The organism is Enterobacter sp. HK-058-C-ECC, from assembly GCF_047531125.1.
Lineage (GTDB): Bacteria > Pseudomonadota > Gammaproteobacteria > Enterobacterales > Enterobacteriaceae > Enterobacter > Enterobacter quasiroggenkampii.
Genome location: NZ_JBLKCH010000002.1, coordinates 375,081 through 401,228, shown reverse-complemented (window position 1 = coordinate 401,228; position 26,148 = coordinate 375,081). Strand labels below are relative to the sequence as shown.

Sequence of the window (26,148 nt, the reverse complement as noted above, 5' to 3'; positions counted from 1 at the left end):
TAACTTACCTGTGAAAGGGCCGGATTTCCGGCCCTTTTTTATTACCTTGTTATTATTTTTTGTTCCGTACTATACAGTCAGGCTATAAATGATATAGTGGTTATAGTTAACCTGTTTCTTATTATTAAATCGTCTTAAGCGATTGACCGCATGCGCTAAATCGGATGGTCTGGCATGAAATTACAGCAGCTTCGTTATATCGTTGAGGTGGTGAATCATAACCTTAACGTCTCTTCTACCGCCGAGGGGTTGTATACCTCGCAACCGGGCATCAGCAAACAAGTTCGTATGCTGGAGGATGAGTTAGGCATTCAGATCTTCGCCCGCAGCGGTAAGCATCTTACCCAGGTGACGCCGGCGGGGCAGGAAATCATCCGCATTGCGCGGGAAGTCCTCTCCAAAGTCGATGCGATTAAGTCTGTGGCAGGGGAGCATACCTGGCCGGATAAAGGCTCGCTGTATATTGCCACCACGCATACGCAGGCGCGCTATGCGCTGCCCGGCGTGATCAAGGGCTTTATCGAGCGTTATCCTCGCGTCTCGTTGCATATGCACCAGGGCTCGCCAACGCAAATCGCTGAAGCCGTCTCCAAGGGGAATGCAGACTTTGCCATCGCCACCGAAGCGCTTCACCTCTATGACGATCTGGTCATGCTCCCGTGCTACCACTGGAACCGTTCTATTGTGGTGACCCCCGATCACCCCCTGGCGGGTAAAGGGTCGGTCACTATCGAAGAGCTGGCCCAGTATCCTCTGGTGACGTATACCTTTGGCTTTACCGGGCGTTCTGAGCTTGATACGGCCTTTAACCGGGCAGGATTAACGCCGCGCATTGTCTTTACCGCGACGGACGCCGACGTGATTAAGACCTATGTCCGGCTTGGATTGGGGGTGGGCGTCATTGCCAGCATGGCGGTGGATCCGGTGTCAGACCCTGACCTGGTGCGTCTTGATGCGCACGACGTTTTCAGCCATAGCACCACAAAAATTGGTTTCCGCCGCAGCACCTTCCTGCGCAGCTATATGTATGATTTTATTCAGCGCTTTGCCCCGCATTTAACGCGTGATGTGGTTGATACCGCCGTGGCATTACGCTCAAATGAAGATATTGAAGAGATGTTTAAAGACATCAAACTTCCCGAAAAATAATCACACCCGGTATCTTTCCCCCAGGGAAAGATACCGAAATAACCTCTCAAAGCTAAATTAGAATTATCATCATCTGCGATTCCCCTGCCATATAATGTCATTATCCATTTAATGAGTAAGGTTATAATGTCGTGAATTGGCGACAAAAGTAGAAACTAATTTACGCCTTCGCAAATTTTTCTTTTCAATTATTTATTTCTGGTCAAAAGATTGAATATTTCATACCTCCCGGTGCGTAAATTCACTGGCTTTTCGGCTAAAGTTTCTTTAGGATTTATCTCAACAGATGATTAATTGTACCAATTGTTTGGTCCTAAATGATAAGCGATGTCGATTGTATGAGGTTAGCAATGCCTTCAGGAAGTGAAGAACCGCAAAGGGATCCTGCGCTCAAGCGTAAAGCCTGGCTGGCGGTCTTTCTCGTCTCTACCCTGTTTTGGGTGGTGGTTGCTCTCCTGGCCTGGAAATATTGGGGTTAAATATGTCAGTGACGGTACGTACAGCTTCGGTAAAACAGATGTGTCAGCATCGTGACAGCGGCCACAGAGGGCGTAAAGCACCTGCGACTGTTGTACCCGCGTCCTGGAAACTGACGCCGCAGCAGCAGGCTTTTATTGATGTGTTCGCAGAAGACGAACCCAAAAAACAATAATTTAGTTTATTGCGTAATGATGCAAATAGTCTGAATATCGACTCTGCGCTTTTGTACTCTTTAATAAATACACATCAGCAATATAGCACTGAGGAACGACCTCGGAATTTTTATAAATAATGCCTGGTGTCCCTATGATGAATAACATGACGTCTCACAAATACTGGTCGTGGATCGGCGTTTTTACCGTGTCGATTCTGTTCTGGAGTCAGCTCATCTGGCTGGCGCTCCACTAAATTGTAAAACCTCGCTACGGCGGGGTTTTTTGTTTCCCCGCGCTGGACCAATCCTAAATTTATCAATTTGGGTTGTTATCAAAACGTTACGACATCTTTGTGTTATCTTTAATTACGGCCCTGATGATTGTCAGGGCATCTCTGTGATTAAGGAGGAGCTTATGTCGTTAACCCTACGCGAAGCCAGTAAGGACACATTACAGGCAGAAAATAAAACCTGGCACTACTACAGCCTGCCGCTGGCTGCCAGAACGCTTGGGGACATTTCGCGTTTACCCAAGTCATTGAAAGTTTTACTGGAAAACCTCTTGCGCTGGCAGGACGGTGACTCTGTCACGCTCGATGATATCCAGGCGCTGGCAGGGTGGCTTGAGAAGGCCCATGCCGACAGAGAAATCGCCTACCGCCCGGCAAGGGTGCTGATGCAGGACTTTACCGGTGTTCCGGCCGTGGTTGATTTGGCCGCGATGCGCGAAGCCGTTAAGCGTCTCGGCGGGGATACGGCTAAAGTTAACCCGCTTTCCCCGGTTGACCTCGTCATTGACCACTCCGTCACCGTTGACCACTTCGGTGATGATGACGCCTTTGGCGAAAACGTGCGTCTGGAGATGGAGCGTAACCACGAGCGCTACGTATTTCTGAAGTGGGGACAGCAGGCGTTCAGCCGGTTTAGCGTGGTCCCGCCAGGCACCGGCATTTGTCACCAGGTGAACCTTGAATATCTGGGTAAAGCCGTCTGGAGCGAATTGCAGGATAAAGAGTGGGTCGCTTATCCAGACACCCTGGTGGGCACGGATTCGCATACCACCATGATCAACGGTCTGGGCGTGCTGGGCTGGGGCGTCGGCGGTATTGAAGCGGAAGCCGCCATGCTCGGCCAGCCGGTATCCATGCTTATCCCGGATGTGGTGGGCTTCAAGCTGACCGGAAAGCTTTCTGAAGGCATTACCGCCACCGATCTGGTACTGACCGTCACCCAGATGCTGCGTAAGCATGGTGTGGTGGGCAAGTTTGTTGAATTCTACGGTGACGGTCTGGATTCGCTGCCGCTGGCCGACCGCGCCACCATTGCCAATATGGCGCCGGAATACGGTGCCACCTGCGGCTTTTTCCCCATTGACGACGTCACGCTGGAGTACATGCGCCTTAGCGGTCGCAGCGAAGAGCAGGTCGCGCTGGTGGAAGCCTATACCAAAGCGCAGGGCATGTGGCGCAATCCGGGCGATGAGCCTGTTTTCACCAGCACGCTTGAACTTGATATGGGAAGCGTCGAAGCGAGCCTCGCAGGGCCGAAACGTCCGCAGGATCGGGTTGCTTTGTCTGACGTGCCGAAAGCGTTTGCCGCCAGCAATGCCCTGGAAGTGAACGTGGCGCAGAAAGACCATCGTCCCGTCGACTATGTTCTGAACGGGCATCAGTATCAGCTTCCGGATGGCGCGGTTGTTATTGCCGCCATTACCTCCTGCACCAACACGTCCAACCCCAGCGTATTGATGGCAGCCGGTCTGCTGGCTAAAAAGGCGGTCGAGCTTGGGTTAAAACCTCAGCCGTGGGTTAAGGCCTCGCTGGCGCCTGGATCCAAAGTGGTGTCGGACTACCTGGCTCAGGCCAAACTGACGCCGTACCTGGACGAGCTGGGCTTTAACCTCGTGGGCTACGGCTGTACGACCTGTATTGGTAACTCCGGGCCACTGCCTGAACCCATCGAAACGGCGATCAAGCAGGGTGACCTGACGGTAGGCGCCGTTCTTTCCGGTAACCGAAACTTTGAAGGGCGCATTCACCCGCTGGTAAAAACCAACTGGCTTGCTTCGCCGCCGCTGGTCGTGGCATACGCTCTCGCGGGGAACATGAATATCAACCTGGTGACCGATCCGATTGGCCACGATCGCAAGAATGATCCTGTCTATCTGAAAGATATCTGGCCATCCTCGCGAGAAATCGCGCTGGCCGTTGAGAAGGTTTCTACCGAGATGTTCCGCAAAGAGTACGCGGAAGTCTTTGAAGGCACGCCGGAATGGAAAGCCATCAATGTTGCAGGTTCGGATACCTATGGCTGGCAGGATGACTCGACCTATATTCGTCTGTCGCCATTCTTTGATGAGATGCAGGCCGAGCCCGCGCCGCTTAAGGATATCCATGGCGCGCGTATCCTGGCCATGCTTGGGGATTCTGTCACGACGGACCATATCTCTCCGGCGGGGAGCATCAAAGCCGATAGCCCGGCAGGCCGTTACCTGCAAAGCCGGGGTGTCGAACGCCGCGATTTTAACTCTTACGGCTCGCGCCGCGGTAACCATGAAGTCATGATGCGCGGGACCTTTGCCAACATCCGCATTCGTAACGAAATGGTGCCGGGTGTGGAAGGGGGCATGACGCGTCATCTGCCTGGAACGGAAGTCGTGTCGATCTATGATGCGGCCGTTAAATACCAACAGGAAGGGACGCCGCTGGCGGTGATTGCCGGTAAAGAGTACGGTTCCGGCTCCAGCCGCGACTGGGCGGCGAAAGGTCCGCGCCTGCTTGGCGTTCGGGTGGTCATCGCCGAATCGTTCGAACGTATTCACCGTTCGAATTTGATCGGCATGGGGATCCTGCCGCTTGAGTTCCCGCAGGGCGTGACGCGTAAAACGCTGGGCCTGACCGGGGAAGAGCAGATTGACATTAGCGGCCTGCAAAACCTGCAGCCGGGTAAAACGGTGCCGGTAACGTTAACGCGGGCAGACGGGAAAACCGAGGTGCTGGATTGCCGGTGCCGTATTGATACGGCAACCGAGCTGACCTACTACCAGAACGACGGCATTTTACATTACGTGATTCGTAAGATGCTGGATTGATGAACGAGCCCGGCACGCGTACCGGGCTCAGACTGCTGACAAAGTGCTTGATGTACGTTTCGCCCGGCGGCGCTACGCTTGCACGGGCCTACAAATTACAGTAGGCCGGGTAAGCGCAGCGTCACCCGGCAAAAAACGGCTAAGTTGTTGATAACAGGGTTTGTCATCAATTTCAGGTAGCATCACTCTTTCAGCAGATGGCCCATTTTGGCGGCTTTGGTATCAAGGTAGTGGGCGTTTTTCGGGTTACGGCCGACAATCAGCGGTACGCGTTCAACGATGTTGATCCCGGCTTCGGTCAGGATCTCCACTTTCTTCGGGTTATTGGTCAGCAGACGTACTTCGTCCACGCCCAGCAGCTTGAACATATCGGCGCAGAGGGTGAAATCACGTTCGTCAGCGGCAAAACCGAGTTGATGGTTCGCTTCAACCGTATCGTAGCCCTGGTCCTGAAGCGCGTAGGCGCGAATTTTATTCAGCAAACCAATATTACGCCCTTCCTGACGGTGATAAAGCAGCACGCCGCGGCCTTCTTCAGCAATATGAGAAAGGGCTGCTTCCAGCTGAAAACCGCAATCACAGCGCAGGCTGAACAACGCATCGCCGGTGAGACACTCTGAATGGACGCGGGACAGCACCGGTGTCTGCCCTGAAATGTCGCCATACACCAGTGCGACATGATCCTGTCCGGTTGCCAGTTCTTCAAAACCCACCATCAGGAAATCGCCCCATGGGGTTGGCAGTTTGGCTTCTGCCACACGTTTAAGCTGCATGTGATTCTCCAGAGTAGGCTGACACGTTTCGTGCCTGTGCCCTGTTTTGCTTTCTGTATCAGTTTATTTTGCCACAAGCTCAGCATGTTCGCCTAATGGGCACCATGCTATATGAACGTTAAACGCACGATCCGACATCTCCACCAGGTGAATAAATTTCAGTTATGATTGTGACGCTTAGCGAAAAAGGAGAAAACATGCATTCAATCGCCAGACGTACGGCAGCAGGTGCGGCCATTTTACTGATTATGCCTTTGGCCGTATGGCTTTCCGGGTGGATGTGGCAGCCCGGGCAGAACGCCACGTGGTTGAAAACGTTATACTGGATTACGGAAACGGTCACCCAGCCCTGGGGAATAATTACCCACGTTCTCCTCTGCGCCTGGTTTCTGTGGTGCCTGCGTTTTCGTCTGCGCGCGGCGCTGATGCTCTTTGCTATCCTCGGTGGCGCTATCCTTATCGGTCAGGGCGTAAAATCCTGGGTGAAAGATCGCGTTCAGGAGCCGCGTCCTTTTGTCGTCTGGCTGGAAAAAACGCACCATGTTCCGGTGGATGAGTTCTACACTTTAAAGCGTAAAGATCGCGGCGCGCTGGTCAAAGAACAGCTTGCGGAACAGCAAGATATCCCGAAATTCTTGCGAAAACACTGGCAGAAAGAGACCGGGTTCGCGTTTCCTTCTGGCCATACCATGTTTGCCGCCAGCTGGGCGCTGCTGGGGGTTGGGCTGCTTTGGCCAAGACGTCGTACGGTCACCATCGTGATTCTACTGGTCTGGGCGACGGCGGTCATGGGCAGCCGCTTACTGCTGGGGATGCACTGGCCACGGGATCTGGTCGTTGCCACGCTCATCTCGTGGCTGCTGGTGATGCTGGCGACCTGGCTGGCTGAACGATTCTGCGGCCCGCTAACGCCACCGCCGGAAGAGAAAGAAGAAATAGCCGAAAGGGACCAAACGGACGCCTGACGGTTGATATTCCGCATTTTGCCCATAGATCCATGACGTGCGCGTCACTTTTTCCGTTTCGCGCCCGTCACTAAAATGGTAGTTTATAAGGCTGATTGCGTTAAGTTGAACACACTTTATTCGCTTGAACCACATAACGGGAAGTAATGTGAAATATTTACTCATTTTCTTACTGGTATTGGCGATTTTTGTCATTTCAGTCACATTGGGTGCACAAAACGATCAGCAGGTGACGTTTAACTATCTGCTGGCTCAGGGTGAATACCGTGTGTCGAGCCTGCTCGCGGTCTTATTTGCTGCAGGCTTTGCCATTGGCTGGTTGGTTTGCGGTTTGTTCTGGTTAAAAGTCCGTGTTTCGCTTGCGCGCGCAGAACGTAAAATCAAACGACTCGAACATCACATTGCGCCTGCGTCCGACATGCCGGAAAGCTCTGGCGTGCCGGTCGTGAAGGAATAATCGACGATGCTGGAGTTGTTGTTTCTGCTTTTGCCTGTCGCCGCAGCCTATGGCTGGTATATGGGCCGCAGAAGTGCGCAACAAACAAAACAGGATGAGGCCAACCGACTCTCCCGCGACTACGTTGCGGGGGTCAACTTCCTCCTGAGCAATCAGCAGGACAAAGCGGTGGACCTGTTCCTCGACATGCTGAAAGAGGATACGGGGACCGTTGAAGCGCATCTTACCCTGGGTAACCTGTTCCGCTCGCGCGGCGAGGTTGATCGCGCTATTCGTATTCACCAGACCCTGATGGAAAGCGCCTCGCTGACCTACGATCAACGACTCCTGGCCGTACAACAGCTGGGACGAGATTACATGGCCGCGGGGTTGTACGATCGCGCTGAAGATATGTTCGCTCAGCTGGTGGATGAAACAGATTTCCGCATCGGCGCGTTGCAGCAGCTCCTGCAGATCTATCAGGCCACCAGCGACTGGCAAAAAGCCATTGATACGGCCGAACGTCTGGTGAAGCTGGGTAAAGATAAGCAGCGCGTTGAGATAGCCCATTTCTACTGTGAACTTGCCCTTCAGCAGATGGGCAACGACGACATGGATAAGGCCATGACGTTGCTGAAGAAAGGTGCCGCCGCGGACCGCAACAGCGCCCGTATCTCTATCATGATGGGGCGCGTCTTTATGGCGAATGGCGACTACGCCAAAGCCGTTGAAAGCCTGCTGCGGGTTATCGACCAGGACAAAGAGCTGGTCAGTGAAACGCTGGAGATGCTGCAAACCTGCTATCAACAGCTGGACAAGCGGGAGGAGTGGGTGGCGTTCCTGCGTCGCTGCGTGGAAGAGAATACCGGCGCAACCGCGGAACTGATGCTCGCTGACGTTGTTGAGCAGTATGAGGGTGGCGACACCGCGCAGGTCTATATCACCCGACAGCTTCAGCGTCATCCGACGATGCGGGTCTTCCATAAGCTGATGGATTACCACCTGAACGACGCGGAAGAAGGGCGCGCCAAAGAGAGCCTGATGGTGCTGCGCGACATGGTTGGCGAACAGGTGCGCAGCAAGCCGCGCTACCGTTGCCAGAAGTGTGGTTTTACCGCCTATACCCTCTACTGGCATTGTCCTTCATGCCGGGCCTGGTCAACCATCAAGCCAATCCGCGGCCTGGACGGGCAGTGATTTTTTAAAAGCCTTCATTTTAGTTACAACATACTGATGGCTTTTAGCACTTTCTCAACACCGTGCGGTTTGCCAGCCTGGCAGGGACATAAATGGCTTCTGTCAATTTGCGGCGGCGGCAGGTAGAATGCTGGCCGTTTATCTGTTCCGCGCCGCTGCGCGCCCATAGACGAAAAGGGCTGGTCATGACGTCTGTTACATCCTCCACTTCCCGCGTAATTACGGATTCTCCTGTTGTTGTTGCGCTTGATTACAATAAGCGTGACGCTGCACTGGCGTTTGTCGACGGTATCGACCCTCGCGACTGCCGTCTGAAAGTTGGCAAAGAGATGTTCACGCTGTTTGGACCGCAAATCGTTCGCGATCTGCAACAGCGCGGCTTTGACGTTTTCCTCGACCTCAAATTCCATGATATTCCGAATACCACGGCCCACGCCGTTGCTGCAGCCGCAGAGTTGGGCGTATGGATGGTCAACGTCCATGCGTCGGGTGGGGCAAGAATGATGACCGCCGCCCGTGAGGCGCTCCTGCCGTTCGGTAAGGACGCGCCGTTGCTGATCGCCGTCACCGTGCTGACCAGTATGGACGAAAGTGATTTACGCGACCTTGGCGTGACGTTGTCACCTGCGGAGCATGCTGAACGTCTCGCCCGTTTGACGCAGCAGTGCGGCCTGGATGGCGTTGTCTGCTCCGCGCAGGAAGCGGTACGTTTCAAATCAGCACTGGGCCAGGATTTTAAACTCGTCACGCCAGGGATTCGCCCTGCGGGCAGCGACGTGGGCGATCAGCGCCGCATTATGACGCCTGAGCAGGCGCTGGCGGCGGGCGTAGACTATATGGTTATCGGGCGTCCGGTGACGCAGTCTGCAAACCCGGCTGAGACGCTTAAGGCTATCAATGCATCGCTGAACAAGGGGGCGTAATGACCGATTCCAACAGCCGTCTGGTCTACTCAACCGATTCCGGGCGGATAGACGAACCGAAAGCCAAAGTGGAGCGTCCAAAGGGAGACGGTATCGTTCGGATTCAGCGTCAAACCAGCGGACGTAAGGGGAAAGGGGTCTGCCTTATCTCCGGCATTGATCTGGATGATGCAGAACTGACTAAGCTGGCTGCCGAGCTGAAAAAGAAATGTGGCTGCGGCGGTGCCGTGAAGGACGGGATTATTGAAATCCAGGGTGATAAACGTGATTTAATAAAATCACTGCTGGAAGCCAAAGGCATGAAAGTTAAACTGGCAGGCGGCTAAAATAAATGAGCCACGGCAAATGCCGTGGCTCGTGTTATATACGTGCGTATGTCAGACCTGAAATGCGTTTAAATATCGCAATATCGAGGAAGGCTTAGATAATAATTATTTGCCAACCTGGTGACCGATAATACCACCGACAGCAGCGCCACCTAATGTACCCAGCGTACTACCATCCGTTAATACTGCACCACCGAGAGCACCGGCACCGGCACCAATCGCGGTGTTACGGTCACGTTTAGACCAGTTAGAGCATGCGCTCAGGGACATTGCTACAGTGATTGCCAGAACAGCGGCGGCTAATTTTTTGCTGGTTAAGGTCATAATACTTTCTCCTGAATTATCGATTCACGGAAAGATGTACACGTTAAGTATAGACGAATCGAATACTTAATTCTTTTCCCCGTGAAAGCTGGTCGCGCAGGCGTTACTTCATCACGCAGGTGATAGTCACTTCCTGTTATATCGCTAACAGTAATTTTACGACTTTAGGGCAGGTTATACAGGTAAAAACTCTTAAAGCAGGGTTAAGAATCATCTCAGAGAAAGAACATGCGCGCCCGAAATTCGGGCGCGGAGGGAAATCAGGCGCTGGTTTCAATAATATTGACGATCAGACCGCTCTCTTCGAGTTTATTGCGATGTGCTTCGCTCAAACGATCATCGGTAATCACACGGCTAAAGCGTGAAGCGGGACCCATCGTGTAAGGATGAACGGCTCCAAATTTAGAGCTGTCGGTGAGCACAATGGCTTCGCACTCTTTTTCCAGTACGGCATTGACCACGTCAGAGCGCATCATATCCCGGCCGGTAAAACCTGTCTCCGGCTGCCAGCCGTCAATCCCGATAAAGGCCTTACTGAAATGAACCTGCTGGACGTACTGACGGGTCAGCGGGCCAACCATGCTTTCGCTTTTTTTCTGATAAATACCGCCGAGCAGAATCACCTCGCAGCGCGTCTCTTTAAGCAGATGCGCGATATAGCTACTGACGGTGATGATGGTAACGTCTTTTTGATCGGCAAGTGTTCGCGCCAGAAGGGCATTACTGCTGCCGTTTTCAATAAAGACGGTCTCACCGTTGTTCACCAGGGAGGCAGCAAATTCCGCCAGTTCACGTTTGAGCGCGTAGTTGTTCATCATGCGCGTCTCAACGTCATCACTGTCCAGCGGGACCGCATAGCCGTGCGCGCGACGCAGGTAGCTCTGTTTTTCCAGCAGATTAAGATCCTGACGGATGGTGACTTCAGAAACGCCAGTGGTTTTCGCGAGATCGACTACGCTTACGCGTCCCTGATCGATGACCATCTGCAAAATGAGTTGTTGTCGGGAATTCATAGCATCCATTTAATAAAGCGAAACGAGGTCGGAAACGGTGGGCGTTAAACTTCCCACGGCGCTTTTGGCTGTCTGTTTTCGGGCGCAGCGTCAGCACCATGCTGAGCAAGAAGTTCAGACTTCAGGATCTCAAGATTACGGATAGCAGAGTGATAATCGCCCGCCACCAGGATATCCAGCACGGTATCAATTCGTTGTGCTACAGCTTGTGCGTCAATCGTAGACATAATCTCACCCCAGGCGCGAAAAGTTAATATTTTCAATGATGCAGAAATTGGGTTCAAAAGAGAAGGGAAAAAATGCAATAACTAAATTACATAAACGGAAGTGATAAAATTATTCCCCCTCATACAGCGGGCTTATTGAGTGGATTAGTCTAAAACTGCGCGCAACGCGCTTTTTTATAGGAGGAAGTAGACTATGACAGTTATCAATCAGCCTACCTGTACACTGTTTACCGATACTGAACGGTTCACCCAGCTGTCAGGGTATTACGAGGCGGAGCGACATACCGTCTGGATGATGTTACGGGCTCAGCCACGGCCTTGCTTTAACCATGCGTTGATAGAGGAGATCATGAATTTTTCATGGCTCGTCCGCCAGTCTGGTTTTGCGGTTGATTTTTGGGTGACCGGATCGCTGGTTCCCGAAATGTATAACGCGGGCGGTGACCTGCAGTTCTTCGTTGAGTGCATTCAGCACGGTCGACGTGAAGCGTTACGGGCCTATGCGCGCGCCTGCGTTGATTGCGTGCATGCGGCCTCGCGGGGATTTGATACGGGGGCCATCTCTCTGGCTATGGTTGAAGGCAGCGCGTTAGGGGGCGGGTTTGAGGCCGCTCTTGCGCACCATTTCGTTCTGGCTCAGCGCGACGCCCGCTTAGGTTTCCCCGAAATTGCCTTTAACCTGTTTCCGGGCATGGGGGGATATTCCCTGGTTGCACGCCGTTCAGGCATGAAGCTGGCAGAGGAGCTCATCTACAAAGGGGAATCCCATACAGCGGAATGGTACGAACAGCACGGCCTGGTGGATCTCCTGTTTGAACCCGGACAAAGCTATGTCTCCACCCGAACCTTCATCGACACGCTACGGCCAAAACTGAATGGCGTGAGGGCGATGCTGCGCGCCCGGACGCGCGTTCTGCAATTGCCGCGCAGTGAACTGATGGACATCACGGAGGACTGGGTAGACGCGGCTTTCTGCCTTGAACCGAAAGATATCGCCTATATGGAGCGTCTGGTGATGCTGCAAAACCGCCATCACGCGGCGGGCTTGCGTAAAGCCAGTTAATGCTGTTTTCGCGCCTGATAGCGTTTTAGCCATCGCTCGAATGCGGCAGCGGGCATCGGCTTAGCAAACAGAAAACCCTGCCGTTCGTTGACGCCGTTCTTGGTCAGAAAGGCGTCTTCTTTTGCATTTTCGACCCCTTCGGCAATCACCTGCAGGTTTAACGCCTGCGCCACCGCAACGATGGCGCGCACAAGTGACTGGGAGATGGACTGCTTGTGAATATCCCTGACAAACGATTGATCGAGTTTTATGGCGTCAATAGGGAAGCGGGCCAGCTGCGAAAGGGAGGAGTAGCCGGTACCAAAATCGTCGAGATGAATTTGCGCCCCCAGTCTGCTGAACTGCTGGATCACGGAGAGCGCCAGCTCTTCGTTCTCGATAAGACAGCTTTCGGTTAATTCGACGTCCACCGGGCAGTATTCAAAGTTAAGATCCTTCAGCGCCTGCTTTAAGTCGCTAAAGATAGTCTGGTCGGCCAGCTGACGCGCAGAGACGTTCACGGCCACGCGCAGGTTTATTCCCTTATCGCGCCATTTTGCCACCTGGCGAACCACATCGAGCATCACCCAGCGGCCCAGCGGCACGATCAACCCCGACTCCTCGGCATAAGAGATAAACTCCAGCGGTGGGATCAAACCGCGTTCGGGTGATTGCCAGCGGACCAGCGCTTCCAGGCTTCTGACCTCGCCGCGCCAGGTGATTTTTGGCTGATAGTGGATCAGGAGCTGATCGTTATCCAGCGCTTTACGCAGGTTGGTATCCAGCCAGAGATACTCAAACACGCGTTGGTTCATCTCGGGCGAGAAGACGCAGAACTTGCCCCGGCCGTTCTCTTTGGCGGTGTACATGGCGGTATCGGCGTTACGAATCACGCTTTCCCGGTCGTTGCCATGCTGTGGGGCGAGGGCGATGCCCAGGGAACAGCCGGTGTAAATTTCAATCAGACCGATTCGGAACGGCTGGCGCAGGCGGGTTAAAATGCGCGACGCCATCGCTTCCAGAGAGCCCTGAGAGGTATTGGTGGCCATGACGATAAACTCATCACCGCCAAGTCGTGCCAGCACCTGTTCCTCATCCAGACAGCTCAAAATGGCGAGCGCGACAGCCTGTAACAGCTGATCGCCAAACATATGTCCGTAAGCGTCGTTGACCTTTTTAAAGTTGTCCAGATCGAGATACACCACACCAACCTGCGTGTCGCCGCGGTGAGTGATGGCGTCAGAAATCAGGTCGTGGATCGCATTGCGGTTTGGCAAGCCGGTGATGGTATCGGTATTGGCCAGCACGCGCAGCCGTTCCTGAGCGCGGCGTTCCTCGGTAATATCGGTACCGGAACAGATAAGGAAAATTTCATTTTTACCGCTGCCGCTGTGAACGAATTTGTTTCTGAACAGAAACAGTCGTTGCCCTTTACGCGTTTTGATCCAGCGCTCGACTTCATAGGAACTGCCGTTGCGGAAGAAACCGGAAATATTGCGCTTTGAGGCTGCCGCTTCGCTGCGGCTCATAAACAGCTTAAACACGTTCTGGCCAATCACTTCCTGCTCTTTCAGGCCGGTATACTCTTCGCTTAGTCGGTTAAAGCGCTGAATATTGCCGTTCTGATCGAGGATAACAATGACGGAGTTAGCCTCTGAAACGACCTGTTCCGCGAAAGAGAGTCCCTGAGCCAGGTCGCGCGCCACGGAGGGGGTATCATGCCAGGCGGAAGCGGTACCGGCCCACTCGTTACGGGTAATTTTCCGCCCAACAAGGTGAACCGGGAGGTCTTCCCCGAATAACGAGAGCGTCATGGAAATGCTGGAGGTAATCACGGTTAAGTGACGGATAAGATCGGCCTGATCGTCGTCCAGCGCAATCACCTGAGTGACATCGGCATTTTCACTGGCGGCAAGGTGCAGAGCATTGCTGTCAGCTGACAAACGCCACCATGGGCTGTGAGTCCCCATGTAGCGAAACAGCAAATTCTGCTCCAGATCGTCCATCATGTTTTCTCCCGCAGCTGTTCATTAGCGCACAAATTATTCATTTGCAGTCGACTTTTCCGTTGAGAAACAGCGGTAAAACCGAAGTGAACTTATTGTTTTTCCCTGATTTCTGATAATAAAACGAGTCAGGTTAAAAAGGATACTGAGCGTATAAAAATTCACGTAACCGAATATAACAACACTCTTTTACTGTAGATAATTATGGCGAATTTGGGCGAAGGGAGACTGAAAATAGTAAGAAAAAATAATGCTTTTGTGGCGGGGGTAAAAAGAAAAATTGTCGGCCCTTCCGGAAAGGAAATGACCGACAATTGAACAGGTTATCAGGCGACAGGACGCGCGATAATACTGCGGGTTTCCATACGGACTTCAGCAATGGTGACGTCAATCACGTCGGTGACTTTGTAAACTGTTTCACCTTTAATTTGCACCGTACCGTTTTCCTGACTACAGACCATTTCATCGCGCACAGCATGCAGGAATGGCGCAGGAATAAACGCGACAGCACCGTTATCGACCAGACGGACGCGCATCCCTCCGCGGCTGATATCGATGATTTCTGCGGCGAAACGGGTATCCGTACCGGCTTTATCCTGCAGGAAGCGTGCGTACAGCCAGTCGCCAACGTCACGTTCCGCCATGCGGTTCAGACGACGGCGATCGGCCATCTGCAGCGTGGTGTCCTCCTGAGGACGGGCAACGGTTTCGCCTTTGATAATCGCTTTCAGCAGACGGTGGTTAACCATATCGCCATACTTACGGATCGGTGACGTCCAGGTCGCGTAGGCTTCGAGGCCGAGACCAAAGTGCGGGCCAGGCTCGGTGCTGATTTCTGCGAAGGACTGGAAGCGACGAATGCGGCTGTCCAGGAAGCCCGATGGCTGCGCGTCCAGTTCGCGGCGAAGCTTGCAGAAGCCCGGCAGCGTGAGCACTTCTTCCGGATCGACGTGCACGTCGTGATTCTTCAGCAGGGCTGCCAGCGCTTCGGTATTCGCTGGATCAAAGCCGGTATGGACGTTGTAAATACCAAAGCCCAGCTTGTCGCGCAGCACGCGTGCGGCACAGATGTTGGCGGAGATCATCGCCTCTTCAACGATGCGGTTCGCAATGCGTCGCGGTTCGGCCACGATATCCAGCACTTCGCCTTTCTCACCCAGAACAAAGCGATAATCCGGGCGATCTTTGAACACCAGCGCATGGGTTTGACGCCACTCGCCGCGGTTCAGACAGATGCGATGCAGCAGACGGATCTGCGCGGCAATGGCGTCTGATTCAGGTTTCCAGCTACCGGTATTTTCCAGCCAGTCGGAGACGTTATCGTAGGCCAGCTTGGCTTTCGACTCGATGGTGGCGGCAAAGAACTCGATATCGTCTTCAATCGCGCCATCCGCAGCAATGGTCATGCGGCAGGCAAGGACCGGACGCACTTCATTCGGACGCAGCGAGCAGAGATCGTCTGACAATTCGCGCGGCAGCATTGGGATGTTGAAGCCCGGCAGGTAGTTCGTGAACGCACGGATTTTCGCCGTTTCGTCAAGCTTGCTGCCTTCAACAATCCAGGCGGTGGGATCGGCAATGGCAACGGTCAGGTGCAGTTTACCGTCGGCACTCTCTTCAGCGTACAGCGCATCGTCCATATCTTCGGTGCTGGCGCTGTCGATGGTGACAAACTCCAGCGCGGTAAGATCGCGACGCGTCAGACCTTCGTCCTGCATCTCGGTTGCCACGCCGTTCGGCGCTTCTTTTTCAAGATTGTGGCGTGCCAGCGTGACCCACCATGGCACGAAATGATCGGCGCCAAAGGTAATGAACTGGGTCAGTTCCGCATAAAAACCGCGATCGCCTTTCAGAGGATGACGGCGCATTTCTGCTACGGCCCAGTCACCTTCTTTAAAATCATGCTCAACACCACGGGCGGCGCGGCAGGGAATGGCATCTTTCAGCAGAGGATGATCCGGCACGATAGAAAGGCGATCGTCTTTTCGCTGCACCTTACCCACAAAACGGGTCAGGAACGGTTCGATCAGTTCTTCCGGTTCGGCGGACTCGCGATCCTTCTCGGTATGAATGACGGCCATGACGCGATCGCCATGCATCACTTTCTTCATCTGCGGTGGCGGAATGAAGTAGCTTTTCTGCGCGTCAACTTCAAGGAAGCCAAAGCCCTTTTCCGTGGCTTTTACGACCCCTTCTGCACGCGGCGTCTGGGAATGCAGTTGCTGTTTAAGCTGCGCTAGCAGCGGGTTGTCCTGAAACATAATGTTCTATTTTCGTAGCCATTGAGCGGCTGACAGTTTTACGCGATTCTCACTGTCTCAGCAAGCGGTCTTTGGGTAATGAGTGTGGTTATTCCTCTTTACCAAACGCCACTTTCAGACGATTGAGCCAGCCATCAAACGCACTTTGGGTAAGCAGCGTGATGGCATATTCGCCCTGGAGTCCTTGATCCGTGAGCGGGGTAAACTGCGCGGCGCTGAAGCGGTCCGGAGAGCGGGTCAGCAGTTCGACCGCTGCCGAAAGTGCGGGGGAGGTCTGCGGGATCTCCGCGCGGCTGTTTAACAGGATTTCTCCGGTCAGGTCGAGCAGCGTCGGCTCATGACAAAGCACCGGCGTCAATGCCTCGAGCGCGGGTTCGGACTGCCAGCGGGACAGGGACTCCAGCTGATGCGCATTCGCGTAGCGCAGCTCGACGACGGGTAAAAGCGGCATCCATGCATCGTGGCTCGCGGGAAGCGTGTGCGGCTGAATATGATGCCCCGGCAACCAGCGAACAGGATGTCCCAACAGCGCCTGAAAAATCGCGACCACGCGCGCCTGAAAACCGATAAAGCCGATAATCTGGTTAATCACCACGATGTCGTACGTGGACAGGCCCACCTCATCAAGCTGGTTTCGGGCTTTATCATCAATGACATCAGGAGAGCTGGCGAGCTGGCGGGCATACTGGGTGATTTGCGCCAGGCGGCGGTTGCTTTCGCGCGAGGAGTCCGGGCCGGGAAGCGGGGCGAGGAGGGCGGCGTAGTGGTTACAGAGCCGCTGAACGCCGCAGGCCTGCGCGACCGTTAACGCGGTACTGAGCCGATCGTAAGCGCTGAGCGTATGCAGTCGGTTCACGGGAATTGAGAGTGGAAACAGCTGGTGGCATAAGGCTCTGGCAGGAGTAAGCCAGCCAGAACAGGCGGCGACAATCTCATCAGGCAGGGCTAAATCGAGCAAAAAACGATCGTCGACGTTAGCGGCTTCGGGCACCAGGGGCAGAACATCCGTCTGCGCGTGGTTTGACTGGGTTTCATGATACCAGTGGCCTTTGCCGGAAAAACGGCGTTGTTCCATGTGCGTTCCTTGATCTCAAAATGGCGATCAATATCCTGGCGTAAGGCAGATAAAGGGAAAAATATTGTTAGGTGATAACAAATAGCAGAACGGAATAACGAAGGGGTGACGCGGGGGGAAATACTCTCTTCCCGGGCGGGAAGAGAGTCACAGCTTATTTAATTTCCAGCTCGTTCATTGCAGCGATGTTGAAGCCGCCGTCAACGTGAACCACTTCGCCGGAGATACCTGCGGAAAGGTCAGAGCACAGGAATGCTGCAGAGTTACCCACATCTTCAATGGTAACGGTACGACGAATCGGGGTAACCGCTTCGCAGTGTGCCAGCATTTTACGGAAATCTTTAATACCGGAAGCGGCCAGGGTGCGGATAGGACCCGCAGAGATGGCGTTAACACGCACGCCTTCAGGACCCATTGCGTTCGCCATGTAGCGTACGTTGGCTTCCAGAGACGCTTTAGCCAGACCCATAACGTTGTAGTTAGGGATAGCACGTTCAGCGCCCAGGTAGGACAGGGTCAGCAGGGCTGCGCCCGGGTTCAGCATCGCGCGGCAGGATTTCGCCATCGCAACGAAGCTGTAGGAGCTGATGTCGTGCGCGATTTTGAAGCCATCACGGGTTACCGCGTTCACGTAGTCGCCGTCCAGCTGGTCGCCAGGAGCGAAGCCGATGGAGTGAACGAAACCGTCGAATTTCGGCCATGCTTTTGCCAGTTCAGCAAACATGCCGTCGATGCTTTCGTCTTGTGCAACGTCACATTCCAGAACAATGCTGGAACCCAGCTGCGCGGCAAACTCTTCAACACGGCCTTTCAGCTTGTCGTTCTGGTAGGTGAACGCCAGCTCAGCGCCTTCGCGATGCATTGCCTGTGCGATGCCGTATGCGATGGACAGTTTGCTGGCAACGCCAGTCACCAGAATGCGCTTACCGGAAAGAAAACCCATAGCTTTAATCCTTATATTCATTGCTTATTTTGCCTTGTAATTCATAGCGTTACAGGCAGTATTTCAAAATCATTCGAAATTAGCTCGAAATTATAGCCCACTCACAGCCCCTTGTGTCACGATATTTCTCGCACTTCTCCGAAGTCGCATGTCCCGAAGATTGCGTCGCGGACACGCGGGGGCGCGAAATTTCAGCATTCGTCCAGTATATCACCCGGCAACAGCTTCGCCTCATCCAACCAGCGAGGAGGCGCGATCCCGCAAGGGTGTTCACGCTTTCCTGATGTTGCCGATGAAGCGCGCAATAACGACAAAGAAAACCGGTACGAAGAAGATCGCGAGAAGCGTACCGCTAATCATGCCGCCAAATACGCCGGTACCGATGGCATGCTGCGTACTGTCGCTTGCACCACTGGCCAGCATCAGAGGAACAACCCCTAAGGTAAAGGCTAACGATGTCATCAGTATGGGGCGCAGGCGCTGACTGGCGGCATGAATGGTCGCCGCCAGCAGGGGTTGCCCTTCGCGATGCAGCTGTCTGGCAAACTCCACAATCAGAATGGCGTTCTTGGCCGACAGGCCGATGAGCGTAATCAGACCGACCTTAAAGAACACGTCATTGGTCATACCGGCAACAAACACCGCTATCACCGCGCCGATAAGGCCCAGTGGAACAACCAGCATGACCGCAAAAGGAATAGACCAACTCTCATACAGGGCGGCGAGCACCATAAACACAACCAGTATCGACAGGGCGATCAGGCCCGGAAGCTGCGATTCCGATTTTTTCTCCTGCAACGAACTCCCGGCCCACTCACCCGCCATGCCCTGAGGCAGGCTCCTGGACAAACCCTCCATGATCTTCATTGCGGTGCCGCTGGATACGCCTGACGCCGCACTTCCGGTAATCCGTATAGCAGAATAACCCTGGTATCGCGTCAACTGCTGCGGCGCAACCTTCCAGGAGATCGTCGCAAACGTTGATACCGGCACCATCTCACCCATCCGGTTTTTCACTGATAGTTTCAGTATCTGTTCAGGCTGCATTCGGTAGGGGGCGTCGGCCTGCATAATCACCTGTTGAACGCGGCCGTTATTCGTATAGTCGTTGACGTAATTTGAGCCCAGGGTGACGGAGAGCGTCTGGTTGATTTCATCGAATGAGACGCCCATCGCTTCCGCCTTTTCCCGGTCAACCAGAAGCGCAAGGCTGGTTCCTTCCGGCAGACCGTCTATATAGACATCACTGAGTTCAGGGCGTTGATTAGCCTGCAGAACCAGCGCGTCGGCGGCCCTCTTTAGAGCTTCATAGCCTGCTCCCGCTCTGTCCTGAACGTACCAGGTGAAGCCCGAGGAGGTGCCCATATCCGAAATGGCCGGCGGGAGCAGGCTCATTGTGACGGCATCAGTGACGTTCGTCATGCTGTCCTGTATGTGGTCGGCTTCATCCTGAGCCGTCGAGCCCTGCCGATTTTTCCAGTCCTTCAGCGTGGTGAAGGCCATGGCCGAATTCGGTCCTGAACCTGAAAAGCCAAACCCCAGGATCATAATGTTGCTTTCAATGTCCGGCCGGGCCGCAATTTCCGCTTCAAATTTTTTAACCACGTTGAGGGTGCGTTGCATCGTGGCATCAGAAGGCAGCTGGATAGAGGACATAAAGTAGCCCTGATCTTCATCCGGCAGAAAGGACGACGGTAGCGAAGACAATCCAACAAACAGCGCCGTGCAAAGCGCAACGTACAGGAGCAGCATACGCCCGGTTCGCTTCAGAACGGCACCCAGCCCGGCTTCGTAACAGATGGTGAGCAAACGGAAGCGCGCGTTAAACCTGGCCGCGAACCTTCCACTTCCGCTCTTTCCTGCCTTGTGCGGCTTGAGTAACGTGGCGCACAGGGCAGGCGTTAGTGTCAGGGCTAGAAACGCGGATAGCAGTATGGAGACCGCCATAGAAATACAAAATTGTCGATAGATAATCCCGACCGAACCCTCAGCAAACCCCATGGGGATAAAGACGGCAGTTAGCACCAGCGTGATCCCGATAATCGCCGGGGTGATCTCCTGCATGGCCTGCCGTGTAGCGTCTTGTGGGGAGAGGCATTTTTCCGCCATCAGTCGTTCGACGTTCTCCACAACCACAATGGCATCATCAACGATAATCCCTATCGCCAGCACCATGCCGAACATCGTCAGAATATTGATGGAGTATCCGCTCAATAACATCACCGTGAAGGTGCCAAGAAGTGCGACGGGAGCAACAATCGCCGGGATAAGCGTGCAGCGTATCTTATGCAGAAACAGAAGCATCACCAGGAAGACCAGGACCATCGCTTCTACAAAGGTCTGAACCACCTTCAGGATAGACAGCTTCACAAACGGCGCGGTATCGAAGGGAACCGTAAACGCCATTCCTTCCGGTAATACCTGGGAAAGCTCGTCGATGCGCGCGCGTACGCCTGAAGCCGTACTCATTGCGTTGGCACCCGGCGAGAGCTGGATTGCCGCAGCCGTTGCGGGCACGCCATTTTCGCGGATACCGAAAGCGTAACTTTGCAGGCCGGACTCAACGCGCGCGACGTCGGACAGTTTCAGCCTCGCGCCCGATGCATCTGATTTCAGGGTAATGTTTCTGAACGCCTCTACCGAAGTGAGTTGCCCCTTCACGGTGATGGGATATGTTACGCCTTGTCCCGCAGATGCTGGCTCATCTCCCGTTTTGCCGGGCGAAACCAGGGCATTTTGCTGGCCAACAGCAGTAAGCACATCGCTCACCGAAAGGCCGTAGCTGTGGAGCTTCATCGGATCCAGCCAGATACGCAGCGCTTTTTCGCCGCCAAACAGCTGAACTTTCCCTACGCCGGGCACGCGACGAAGCTCGTCACTGACGTTTCGGGCAAAATAATCGCTTAAGTCGGCTTCTTCGAATTGACCGCTGGTGGACTTCAGCCCCACCATCATTAAAAATCCAGAATTAGCGGCCTCGACGTTAATGCCGTTTTGTCTTACCGCCTGAGGAAGACGAGGCTCGACGATCTTTATCTGGTTCTGCAGATCCATCTGTGCCAGCTTGATATCCGTACCGGGTTTAAACGTGACGGTAATCGATGCCGAACCGGTTGTGTCGCTGGATGATTCGAAGTAGAGCAAATTATCTACGCCAGAGATTTCGCGTTCGATTAACGATATCACCGACGTATTCATGATATCGGGGCTGGCCCCCGGGTAACTGACGGAAATAATGATGCCTGGCGGAGCCACCGCCGGATACTGCGCAACCGGCAAACGAGGAATAGACAGGAGACCCGTCAGGACGATAAACAGCGCCACAACCCAGGCGAAAATGGGACGTTCGATAAAAAAATGAGGCATTGGGTTATTTTTGTGCAAAAGAGTGAGGCAGAGACTCTACCGCGCACCTGTTTAGCGGAAGTGGGCGGTTTATGGAGGCCGTGTGGAGCAAGGGCTCAGATCATTCTCATAATGAGGTACAGCGGTGCTCCACCAAAAAAAATGATCAAATAACATTCATAGTAAAAGATCAGATCCTCAATATCGGGCATCGCGTTTAACAGCACGGTGAACGTAATAATGAGATAAACAAAAATCACCATCAGCCAGAAGGCGATGATAAGTAGCTCAATGAACGCGCCGGCTTTATTTTGTATGACCAGAAAAACCACTGACAATGCGATGCAGCCATAGATAAGGGGTGAGGAGAGCAGCGTCGAGGCGACTTTCTCATCCATTCTGTGTACCAGCACCAGCCAGGTATAAAGTAATCCCCACGACAGCAGCAGAAACAGGGAATATATACCCAGTTTTTTAGGAGACAAATATTTAGAAAGTTCCATGTTCATTATTTCAGCCAACTTCATAAAATCTTTAAGAAACAGTGGTAATTTGCAGCGCGCAATGCACAACGCGTTATGCCTCATTAGCGATTTTGAACGGACATTGTCGAGTCTTTATTGACTGAATGTGTAGGCTGTGTGGAGAAATAACCGGGCATTTAAATCAACCGGGAAATTTTCGTGACTACGGCACTTTTTCCCGGAGGCTGTGTCTTATTGTGCTCAAGATATCTGATAGCGTGCTTAAAGGGATTTCACCCGCGGAGATAATATGAACAAAAATACGCTGATCCTTGTTGTTGAAGATGAAGACGAAATCGCCGATATACTGATGAGCTACTTAGAGCGTTCGGGAATGAAAACGCTCAGGGCCAGGCAGGGCGAGCAGGCGATAACGCTCAATCGCCTCCATAAACCGGATCTCATCTTGCTGGACATTCACCTGCCCGTGTGTGACGGCTGGAGCGTGCTTACCACGCTTCGCCATGAAAGTGCTGTCCCCGTCATTATGGTTTCCGCTCTCGATCAGGACGTCGATAAACTTATGGGTCTGAGGCTCGGCGCGGATGATTACGTCATCAAACCCTTCAATCCTTCGGAAGTTGTCGCACGGGTTGAGGCGGTGCTGCGTAGAACAAAGCCTGCGCTTCAGCAGGCGGGGGCCCTGCCGCTCAGAACGCCATTCATTACGGTCTATCCGGATGATTTCTACGTGGAGGTTACTGCGGGGCCCGAGGTTATCTCCCCGGTCTTAACGACGACCGAATTTAAATTGCTTTCTTATCTGGTGCGGTATCCGCGCAAGGTCTGTTCCCGTGAAGAGTTGCTCAACGCGTGTTTGCCGGAAGGCGATACGCTCGACAGAACCGTCGACAGCCATATGAGCAAGCTGCGAAAAAAACTGGAGCTGGCCGGTCTTTATGGCGTTCCCGAGAGCATCAGGGGCATGGGTTACCGGCTTGGGGAAAAGAAATGAATAAAGAGTCTGTCCTGAGTTGTCAGATCTTAACGTATATGCTGTTGCTGACGTTTACGATAATTGCCATCGCCATACTGGGCTCCTGGTTTTTTTACTCCTTTATTCTGGATCATCTTCCCGGCGGCCCTGCTGCGGGCGATGACGAGCAGATGACGATGTGGGACTGGGTATGGATTGGGACCGCGACAACGATCAGCCTGATCATTGCCGTATTCTTTACGGTCAAACTTTCATCGCGAATACTCACCCCGCTAAACGCGGTCGCGTCCAGCCTGAAAAAAATTTCTCAGGGCGATCTGGACGCCAGGGCATTCTGTGCCAGTTCCCGGCTGGGAGAGATCAATCACCTGGTTACGGATTTCAATGAAATGGCAGAAAAGCTGCAAACGCTGGATATCCAGCGGAAATCCTGGAATGCTGCGATTGCACATGAACTCAGAACCCCGGTCACCATTTTACGCGGAAGGCTTCAGGGGCTGGTTGACGGGGTGTTTACCCCGGACCCGGTGCTGTTTAGTAACCTCCTCAAACAGACGGAAGGATTAACCCGTCTGATTGAAGATCTCCGGGTTATCAGTTCGGATGGCGGGGCAGGATACACGTTATACCAGGCCAGAACGGATCTGAAAGGGACAATACAGGACGCGCTCGATACCTTCATGCCCGAGTTCAACCGTAAGGCATTTACCGTCCATACTGAACTGAGGGAGCAGCAGTGCGTATTCGATCCCTTACGCATCAATCAGTGTCTGACCGTTTTATTTGACAATGCCTTACACTATTCCACTTCGCGCAAGCTCACGGTAAAAAATGGTGTTTCGGATAAAGGCAATTTTATCCTGATTCAGGATGGGGGACCGGGTATTCCCAGGGAGTTTCATGACTTCCTGTTTCAGCCCTTTCAGCGCGATAACGGCGCCAGACAGTTGAACCCGGAAGGCTGTGGTTTGGGCTTGTCGGTGGTAAAAGCCATCATGCTGGCGCATGGTGGCGATGTTACCTATACCTTATCAACGCAAAACCACTCGATATTTAAACTCACCTGGCCCGACTCGTGAGCGTCAGCGGCAGGTCAAAAGTGCCTGCCGGCGGTAAATGCCATATTTTTCCTAGCTTAGCATCCCATTCCTGCGGGGTAATCGACAGTTTGCCGCGTCTCGGGCTTAAGGTTATTTCACTGAAATAGATTTCATCTTTTTTTAGCATGAGGTCAACGCGGCAGTAGTCAATGCCATCCGCCAGCTCCTGGGATGCCAGCAACGCTTGTCGGAACAATGCCGGCTCGCCTGGCGCCAGCGGTGTATTCGGATATTCCATCTGAAAGGGTTGTAAGTTCCAGTACCTGTCGTAAACGTTGATGAAACCTTTGCCGCTGTCATCCGTAAAATCCGCTTCAACATAGTGGGCAACGCCATGAAAACAATGGATCCTCAGCATTTCGGGGGCTGTGTTCCTGTCTGCATCATCAAAGAGATCGACAAACGGTTCGCAAAGTATTTTTGGCGTAATGTTTTTATACTGCCATTCGCGCGTGGTGTAGTACATATTTTTCTTTAACGCGAGACTGAGTTTTTTACACGCTTCCCTGACGTTAAATTGCGCTTTGTTCGTACATATTATTGTGCTGCCACTGTCATGGTTGCACTTAAGGACGAATTTTTCAGGGAGCGTCGAAAAATCAATCTGGGACACCTTACTGTACACGCCAAGTAATGGCACCGTTTTGACTCGTGTTGTTCTGGAGATTACGTATTCCCGAACGGCGAGTTTATCGGCAAGCAGGGTATAGACGTTATTGTGGTCATAAACCAGACGATGACATATTTTTTCACTCAACGTCGTGGGGGATTTAATGTCAGGGTGCTTCCCCGATTTTTTCTTGAGCCTCACAGTATGAAAGTACAGGTCTGTCATTAAAAATGAACGACATTTTCTGATGAGATACTCGGTATATTTGAGAATGTAAGTGGCGTTGTTCATTTCTTCTCCTCCGTAATGTCCGGATATTCTGGAGAAGAACTGTTGATGTATTTTGCTGAGAATATGGAGCCGCTGTGGAGATGAAAAAGTTAAGGATTAAACAGCGTATTAAGGCTATTTAATCCTTATTAAGCGGCGCAACGTTTGTTTACCGGTCTTTGCGCCACGCATCGGCTGTCAGTGCTTCACCGAAATGACCGGCTATCAGCCGTTTTGTCAGCTCGTGAAGCGGGGAGGCCATCACATCCGCCGTGCTGCCGCGCTCGACCACTTCACCCTGGTGCATAACCATCACCTGATCGCTGATGTGTTTCATCATCCCCAGATGCTGGGTGACGTAGATATACGAGATGCCCTGTTTTTCCTGCAGCTCCAGCATCAGGTTTATCAGCTGCGAACGCATCGACATATCCAGCGAGGCAAGCGCTTCGTCAGCAATGATCACTTTCGGGCGCAAAATCAACGCACGCGCCAGACCCAGACGCTGTTTCTGGCCGGGGGCCAGCATGTGTGGGTAGTAGCTTTCGTGATCCGGTAACAGCCCAACCATGCGCAGGGTTTCGAAGATACGCTTACGGCGCGCCTCGGGTTCCAGGTCGGTGTTCAGACGCAGCGGAAAATCGAGGATCTGCGAAATGCGCTGGCGAGGATTGAGCGAGGTCGATGGATCCTGGAAGATCATGCGGATGCGCTGGCTGCGGAAAGAGTAATCCCCGAACGTCAGAGGGTGATCGTCAATCAATACTTCGCCAGCCGTGGGTTCAACCATGCCGGCAAGCATTTTCGCCAGGGTCGATTTCCCGGAACCGTTCTCGCCGATGATCGCCAGGGTCTGTTTTTCACGCAGGGTAAAGCTGAGCGGTTTTACCGCGTCGACAGTTTGACGATGAAACAGCCCCGTGCGGTAGCGAAAGGTCTTACTCAGGTTGCGGACTTCAAGCAAGGTTTCGACCATT

The 26,148-nt window shown here is 53.2% G+C and carries 24 protein-coding genes; 12 read left to right on the top strand and 12 right to left on the bottom strand.

From position 1 onward, the window contains the following. Positions 1–174 precede the first annotated feature (174 nt). The 4 genes from cysB (at position 175) to acnA (ending at position 4,874) form a co-directional block, all read left to right on the top strand. Positions 175–1,149, top strand: a complete 975-nt coding sequence (gene cysB / locus ACMWJS_RS05955; protein WP_008502814.1) for an HTH-type transcriptional regulator CysB — start codon at positions 175–177, stop codon at positions 1,147–1,149. 338 nt (positions 1,150–1,487) lie between these two features. Then, positions 1,488–1,628, top strand: coding sequence for a YmiA family putative membrane protein (locus tag ACMWJS_RS05950; protein ID WP_213327741.1), 141 nt, complete (start codon positions 1,488–1,490; stop codon positions 1,626–1,628). Between the two features lie 310 nt (positions 1,629–1,938). Next, a complete protein-coding gene (gene ymiC / locus ACMWJS_RS05945; RefSeq protein ID WP_032623144.1) occupies positions 1,939–2,037 on the top strand; it encodes a small membrane protein YmiC in 99 nt (32 codons plus the stop codon). Between the two features lie 161 nt (positions 2,038–2,198). Further along, positions 2,199–4,874 (top strand): aconitate hydratase AcnA, encoded by a 2,676-nt coding sequence (gene acnA / locus ACMWJS_RS05940; protein WP_032674926.1) that lies wholly within the window; start codon positions 2,199–2,201, stop codon positions 4,872–4,874. Between the two features lie 182 nt (positions 4,875–5,056). Here acnA and ribA read toward each other — a convergent pair whose 3' ends face one another. Further along, positions 5,057–5,647, bottom strand: coding sequence for a GTP cyclohydrolase II (gene ribA, locus ACMWJS_RS05935; protein ID WP_008501210.1), 591 nt, complete (start codon positions 5,645–5,647; stop codon positions 5,057–5,059). A gap of 197 nt (positions 5,648–5,844) precedes the next feature. Between ribA and pgpB the strand changes: the two genes are divergently transcribed. From pgpB to yciH, 5 genes are all read left to right on the top strand, one after another. After that, positions 5,845–6,612 (top strand): phosphatidylglycerophosphatase B, encoded by a 768-nt coding sequence (pgpB, locus tag ACMWJS_RS05930; protein ID WP_048223612.1) that lies wholly within the window; start codon positions 5,845–5,847, stop codon positions 6,610–6,612. Positions 6,613–6,760: 148 nt separating this feature from the next. Then, positions 6,761–7,069 (top strand): LapA family protein, encoded by a 309-nt coding sequence (locus ACMWJS_RS05925; RefSeq protein ID WP_008501212.1) that lies wholly within the window; start codon positions 6,761–6,763, stop codon positions 7,067–7,069. A gap of 6 nt (positions 7,070–7,075) precedes the next feature. Next, positions 7,076–8,245, top strand: a complete 1,170-nt coding sequence (lapB, locus tag ACMWJS_RS05920; protein WP_048029769.1) for a lipopolysaccharide assembly protein LapB — start codon at positions 7,076–7,078, stop codon at positions 8,243–8,245. Positions 8,246–8,430: 185 nt separating this feature from the next. After that, a complete protein-coding gene (pyrF, locus tag ACMWJS_RS05915; RefSeq protein ID WP_063621865.1) occupies positions 8,431–9,168 on the top strand; it encodes an orotidine-5'-phosphate decarboxylase in 738 nt (245 codons plus the stop codon). After that, positions 9,168–9,494 (top strand): stress response translation initiation inhibitor YciH, encoded by a 327-nt coding sequence (gene yciH, locus ACMWJS_RS05910; protein ID WP_063145056.1) that lies wholly within the window; start codon positions 9,168–9,170, stop codon positions 9,492–9,494. The genes pyrF and yciH overlap by 1 nt, the downstream gene beginning before the upstream one ends. Before the next feature lie 105 nt (positions 9,495–9,599). On the opposite strand, the gene osmB is transcribed toward yciH, so the two are convergent. The 3 genes from osmB to ACMWJS_RS05895 all read right to left on the bottom strand — a co-directional run bounded on the left by osmB (position 9,600) and on the right by ACMWJS_RS05895 (position 11,058). Next, positions 9,600–9,818, bottom strand: a complete 219-nt coding sequence (gene osmB / locus ACMWJS_RS05905; RefSeq protein WP_008501216.1) for an osmotically-inducible lipoprotein OsmB — start codon at positions 9,816–9,818, stop codon at positions 9,600–9,602. A 260-nt stretch (positions 9,819–10,078) separates the two neighbouring features. Further along, complete coding sequence (locus ACMWJS_RS05900; protein WP_045908884.1) at positions 10,079–10,831, bottom strand: DNA-binding transcriptional regulator YciT; 753 nt, start codon at positions 10,829–10,831, stop codon at positions 10,079–10,081. Between the two features lie 44 nt (positions 10,832–10,875). Then, positions 10,876–11,058, bottom strand: coding sequence for a hypothetical protein (locus ACMWJS_RS05895; RefSeq protein WP_045908883.1), 183 nt, complete (start codon positions 11,056–11,058; stop codon positions 10,876–10,878). Between the two features lie 193 nt (positions 11,059–11,251). Here ACMWJS_RS05895 and ACMWJS_RS05890 point away from each other — a divergent pair, with 193 nt between their 5' ends. Continuing rightward, positions 11,252–12,121: a crotonase/enoyl-CoA hydratase family protein gene (locus ACMWJS_RS05890; protein WP_032674921.1), complete on the top strand. Its 870-nt coding sequence runs from the start codon at positions 11,252–11,254 to the stop codon at positions 12,119–12,121. On the opposite strand, the gene pdeR is transcribed toward ACMWJS_RS05890, so the two are convergent. The 6 genes from pdeR to ACMWJS_RS05860 all read right to left on the bottom strand — a co-directional run bounded on the left by pdeR (position 12,118) and on the right by ACMWJS_RS05860 (position 22,233). Next, positions 12,118–14,109: a cyclic di-GMP phosphodiesterase gene (gene pdeR / locus ACMWJS_RS05885; RefSeq protein ID WP_045908882.1), complete on the bottom strand. Its 1,992-nt coding sequence runs from the start codon at positions 14,107–14,109 to the stop codon at positions 12,118–12,120. The two genes, ACMWJS_RS05890 and pdeR, sit on opposite strands and share 4 nt — an antisense overlap. Positions 14,110–14,432: 323 nt before the next feature. After that, positions 14,433–16,367, bottom strand: coding sequence for an exoribonuclease II (locus ACMWJS_RS05880; protein WP_032647557.1), 1,935 nt, complete (start codon positions 16,365–16,367; stop codon positions 14,433–14,435). Positions 16,368–16,455: 88 nt separating this feature from the next. Beyond that, positions 16,456–17,442 carry a CMD domain-containing protein gene (locus ACMWJS_RS05875; protein ID WP_069719060.1) on the bottom strand — a complete coding sequence of 329 codons (987 nt, stop codon included), beginning with the start codon at positions 17,440–17,442 and terminating at the stop codon, positions 16,456–16,458. Positions 17,443–17,596: 154 nt separating this feature from the next. Continuing rightward, positions 17,597–18,385, bottom strand: coding sequence for an enoyl-ACP reductase FabI (gene fabI, locus ACMWJS_RS05870; protein ID WP_003856831.1), 789 nt, complete (start codon positions 18,383–18,385; stop codon positions 17,597–17,599). Between the two features lie 270 nt (positions 18,386–18,655). Then, positions 18,656–21,751 (bottom strand): multidrug efflux RND transporter permease subunit, encoded by a 3,096-nt coding sequence (locus ACMWJS_RS05865; RefSeq protein ID WP_414746790.1) that lies wholly within the window; start codon positions 21,749–21,751, stop codon positions 18,656–18,658. A gap of 95 nt (positions 21,752–21,846) precedes the next feature. After that, positions 21,847–22,233, bottom strand: a complete 387-nt coding sequence (locus ACMWJS_RS05860; protein ID WP_262802796.1) for a transporter — start codon at positions 22,231–22,233, stop codon at positions 21,847–21,849. 271 nt (positions 22,234–22,504) lie between these two features. Between ACMWJS_RS05860 and ACMWJS_RS05855 the strand changes: the two genes are divergently transcribed. Together ACMWJS_RS05855 and ACMWJS_RS05850 are read left to right on the top strand one after the other, a co-directional pair. Continuing rightward, positions 22,505–23,209 carry a response regulator gene (locus tag ACMWJS_RS05855; protein ID WP_008501224.1) on the top strand — a complete coding sequence of 235 codons (705 nt, stop codon included), beginning with the start codon at positions 22,505–22,507 and terminating at the stop codon, positions 23,207–23,209. Then, positions 23,206–24,270, top strand: a complete 1,065-nt coding sequence (locus ACMWJS_RS05850) for an ATP-binding protein (RefSeq protein ID WP_414746789.1) — start codon at positions 23,206–23,208, stop codon at positions 24,268–24,270. The genes ACMWJS_RS05855 and ACMWJS_RS05850 overlap by 4 nt, the downstream gene beginning before the upstream one ends. Here ACMWJS_RS05850 and ACMWJS_RS05845 read toward each other — a convergent pair. Then, positions 24,251–25,192, bottom strand: coding sequence for an ATP-grasp fold amidoligase family protein (locus ACMWJS_RS05845; protein ID WP_223539066.1), 942 nt, complete (start codon positions 25,190–25,192; stop codon positions 24,251–24,253). The genes ACMWJS_RS05850 and ACMWJS_RS05845 overlap by 20 nt on opposite strands. 148 nt (positions 25,193–25,340) lie before the next feature. Further along, on the bottom strand, positions 25,341–26,147 hold the full coding sequence (gene sapF / locus ACMWJS_RS05840; RefSeq protein ID WP_008501227.1) for a putrescine export ABC transporter ATP-binding protein SapF: 807 nt from the start codon (positions 26,145–26,147) through the stop codon (positions 25,341–25,343). Between the last annotated feature and the right edge of the window lies 1 nt (position 26,148).

What these genes read in the sequence shown, in the direction of transcription:
- ymiC (WP_032623144.1), top strand. Translation starts at nt 1,939, where the DNA reads ATGAATAACATGACGTCTCACAAATACTGGTCGTGGATCGGCGTTTTT.
- sapF (WP_008501227.1), bottom strand. Translation starts at nt 26,147, where the DNA reads ATGGTCGAAACCTTGCTTGAAGTCCGCAACCTGAGTAAGACCTTTCGC.
- ACMWJS_RS05865 (WP_414746790.1), bottom strand. Translation starts at nt 21,751, where the DNA reads ATGCCTCATTTTTTTATCGAACGTCCCATTTTCGCCTGGGTTGTGGCG.
- ACMWJS_RS05890 (WP_032674921.1), top strand. Translation starts at nt 11,252, where the DNA reads ATGACAGTTATCAATCAGCCTACCTGTACACTGTTTACCGATACTGAA.
- pgpB (WP_048223612.1), top strand. Translation starts at nt 5,845, where the DNA reads ATGCATTCAATCGCCAGACGTACGGCAGCAGGTGCGGCCATTTTACTG.
- ACMWJS_RS05845 (WP_223539066.1), bottom strand. Translation starts at nt 25,192, where the DNA reads ATGAACAACGCCACTTACATTCTCAAATATACCGAGTATCTCATCAGA.
- ACMWJS_RS05850 (WP_414746789.1), top strand. Translation starts at nt 23,206, where the DNA reads ATGAATAAAGAGTCTGTCCTGAGTTGTCAGATCTTAACGTATATGCTG.
- ACMWJS_RS05860 (WP_262802796.1), bottom strand. Translation starts at nt 22,233, where the DNA reads ATGGAACTTTCTAAATATTTGTCTCCTAAAAAACTGGGTATATATTCC.
- ACMWJS_RS05900 (WP_045908884.1), bottom strand. Translation starts at nt 10,831, where the DNA reads ATGAATTCCCGACAACAACTCATTTTGCAGATGGTCATCGATCAGGGA.
- cysB (WP_008502814.1), top strand. Translation starts at nt 175, where the DNA reads ATGAAATTACAGCAGCTTCGTTATATCGTTGAGGTGGTGAATCATAAC.
- ribA (WP_008501210.1), bottom strand. Translation starts at nt 5,647, where the DNA reads ATGCAGCTTAAACGTGTGGCAGAAGCCAAACTGCCAACCCCATGGGGC.
- fabI (WP_003856831.1), bottom strand. Translation starts at nt 18,385, where the DNA reads ATGGGTTTTCTTTCCGGTAAGCGCATTCTGGTGACTGGCGTTGCCAGC.
- yciH (WP_063145056.1), top strand. Translation starts at nt 9,168, where the DNA reads ATGACCGATTCCAACAGCCGTCTGGTCTACTCAACCGATTCCGGGCGG.
- osmB (WP_008501216.1), bottom strand. Translation starts at nt 9,818, where the DNA reads ATGACCTTAACCAGCAAAAAATTAGCCGCCGCTGTTCTGGCAATCACT.
- ACMWJS_RS05880 (WP_032647557.1), bottom strand. Translation starts at nt 16,367, where the DNA reads ATGTTTCAGGACAACCCGCTGCTAGCGCAGCTTAAACAGCAACTGCAT.
- acnA (WP_032674926.1), top strand. Translation starts at nt 2,199, where the DNA reads ATGTCGTTAACCCTACGCGAAGCCAGTAAGGACACATTACAGGCAGAA.
- ACMWJS_RS05855 (WP_008501224.1), top strand. Translation starts at nt 22,505, where the DNA reads ATGAACAAAAATACGCTGATCCTTGTTGTTGAAGATGAAGACGAAATC.
- ACMWJS_RS05895 (WP_045908883.1), bottom strand. Translation starts at nt 11,058, where the DNA reads ATGTCTACGATTGACGCACAAGCTGTAGCACAACGAATTGATACCGTG.
- pyrF (WP_063621865.1), top strand. Translation starts at nt 8,431, where the DNA reads ATGACGTCTGTTACATCCTCCACTTCCCGCGTAATTACGGATTCTCCT.
- ACMWJS_RS05875 (WP_069719060.1), bottom strand. Translation starts at nt 17,442, where the DNA reads ATGGAACAACGCCGTTTTTCCGGCAAAGGCCACTGGTATCATGAAACC.
- ACMWJS_RS05950 (WP_213327741.1), top strand. Translation starts at nt 1,488, where the DNA reads ATGAGGTTAGCAATGCCTTCAGGAAGTGAAGAACCGCAAAGGGATCCT.
- pdeR (WP_045908882.1), bottom strand. Translation starts at nt 14,109, where the DNA reads ATGATGGACGATCTGGAGCAGAATTTGCTGTTTCGCTACATGGGGACT.
- lapB (WP_048029769.1), top strand. Translation starts at nt 7,076, where the DNA reads ATGCTGGAGTTGTTGTTTCTGCTTTTGCCTGTCGCCGCAGCCTATGGC.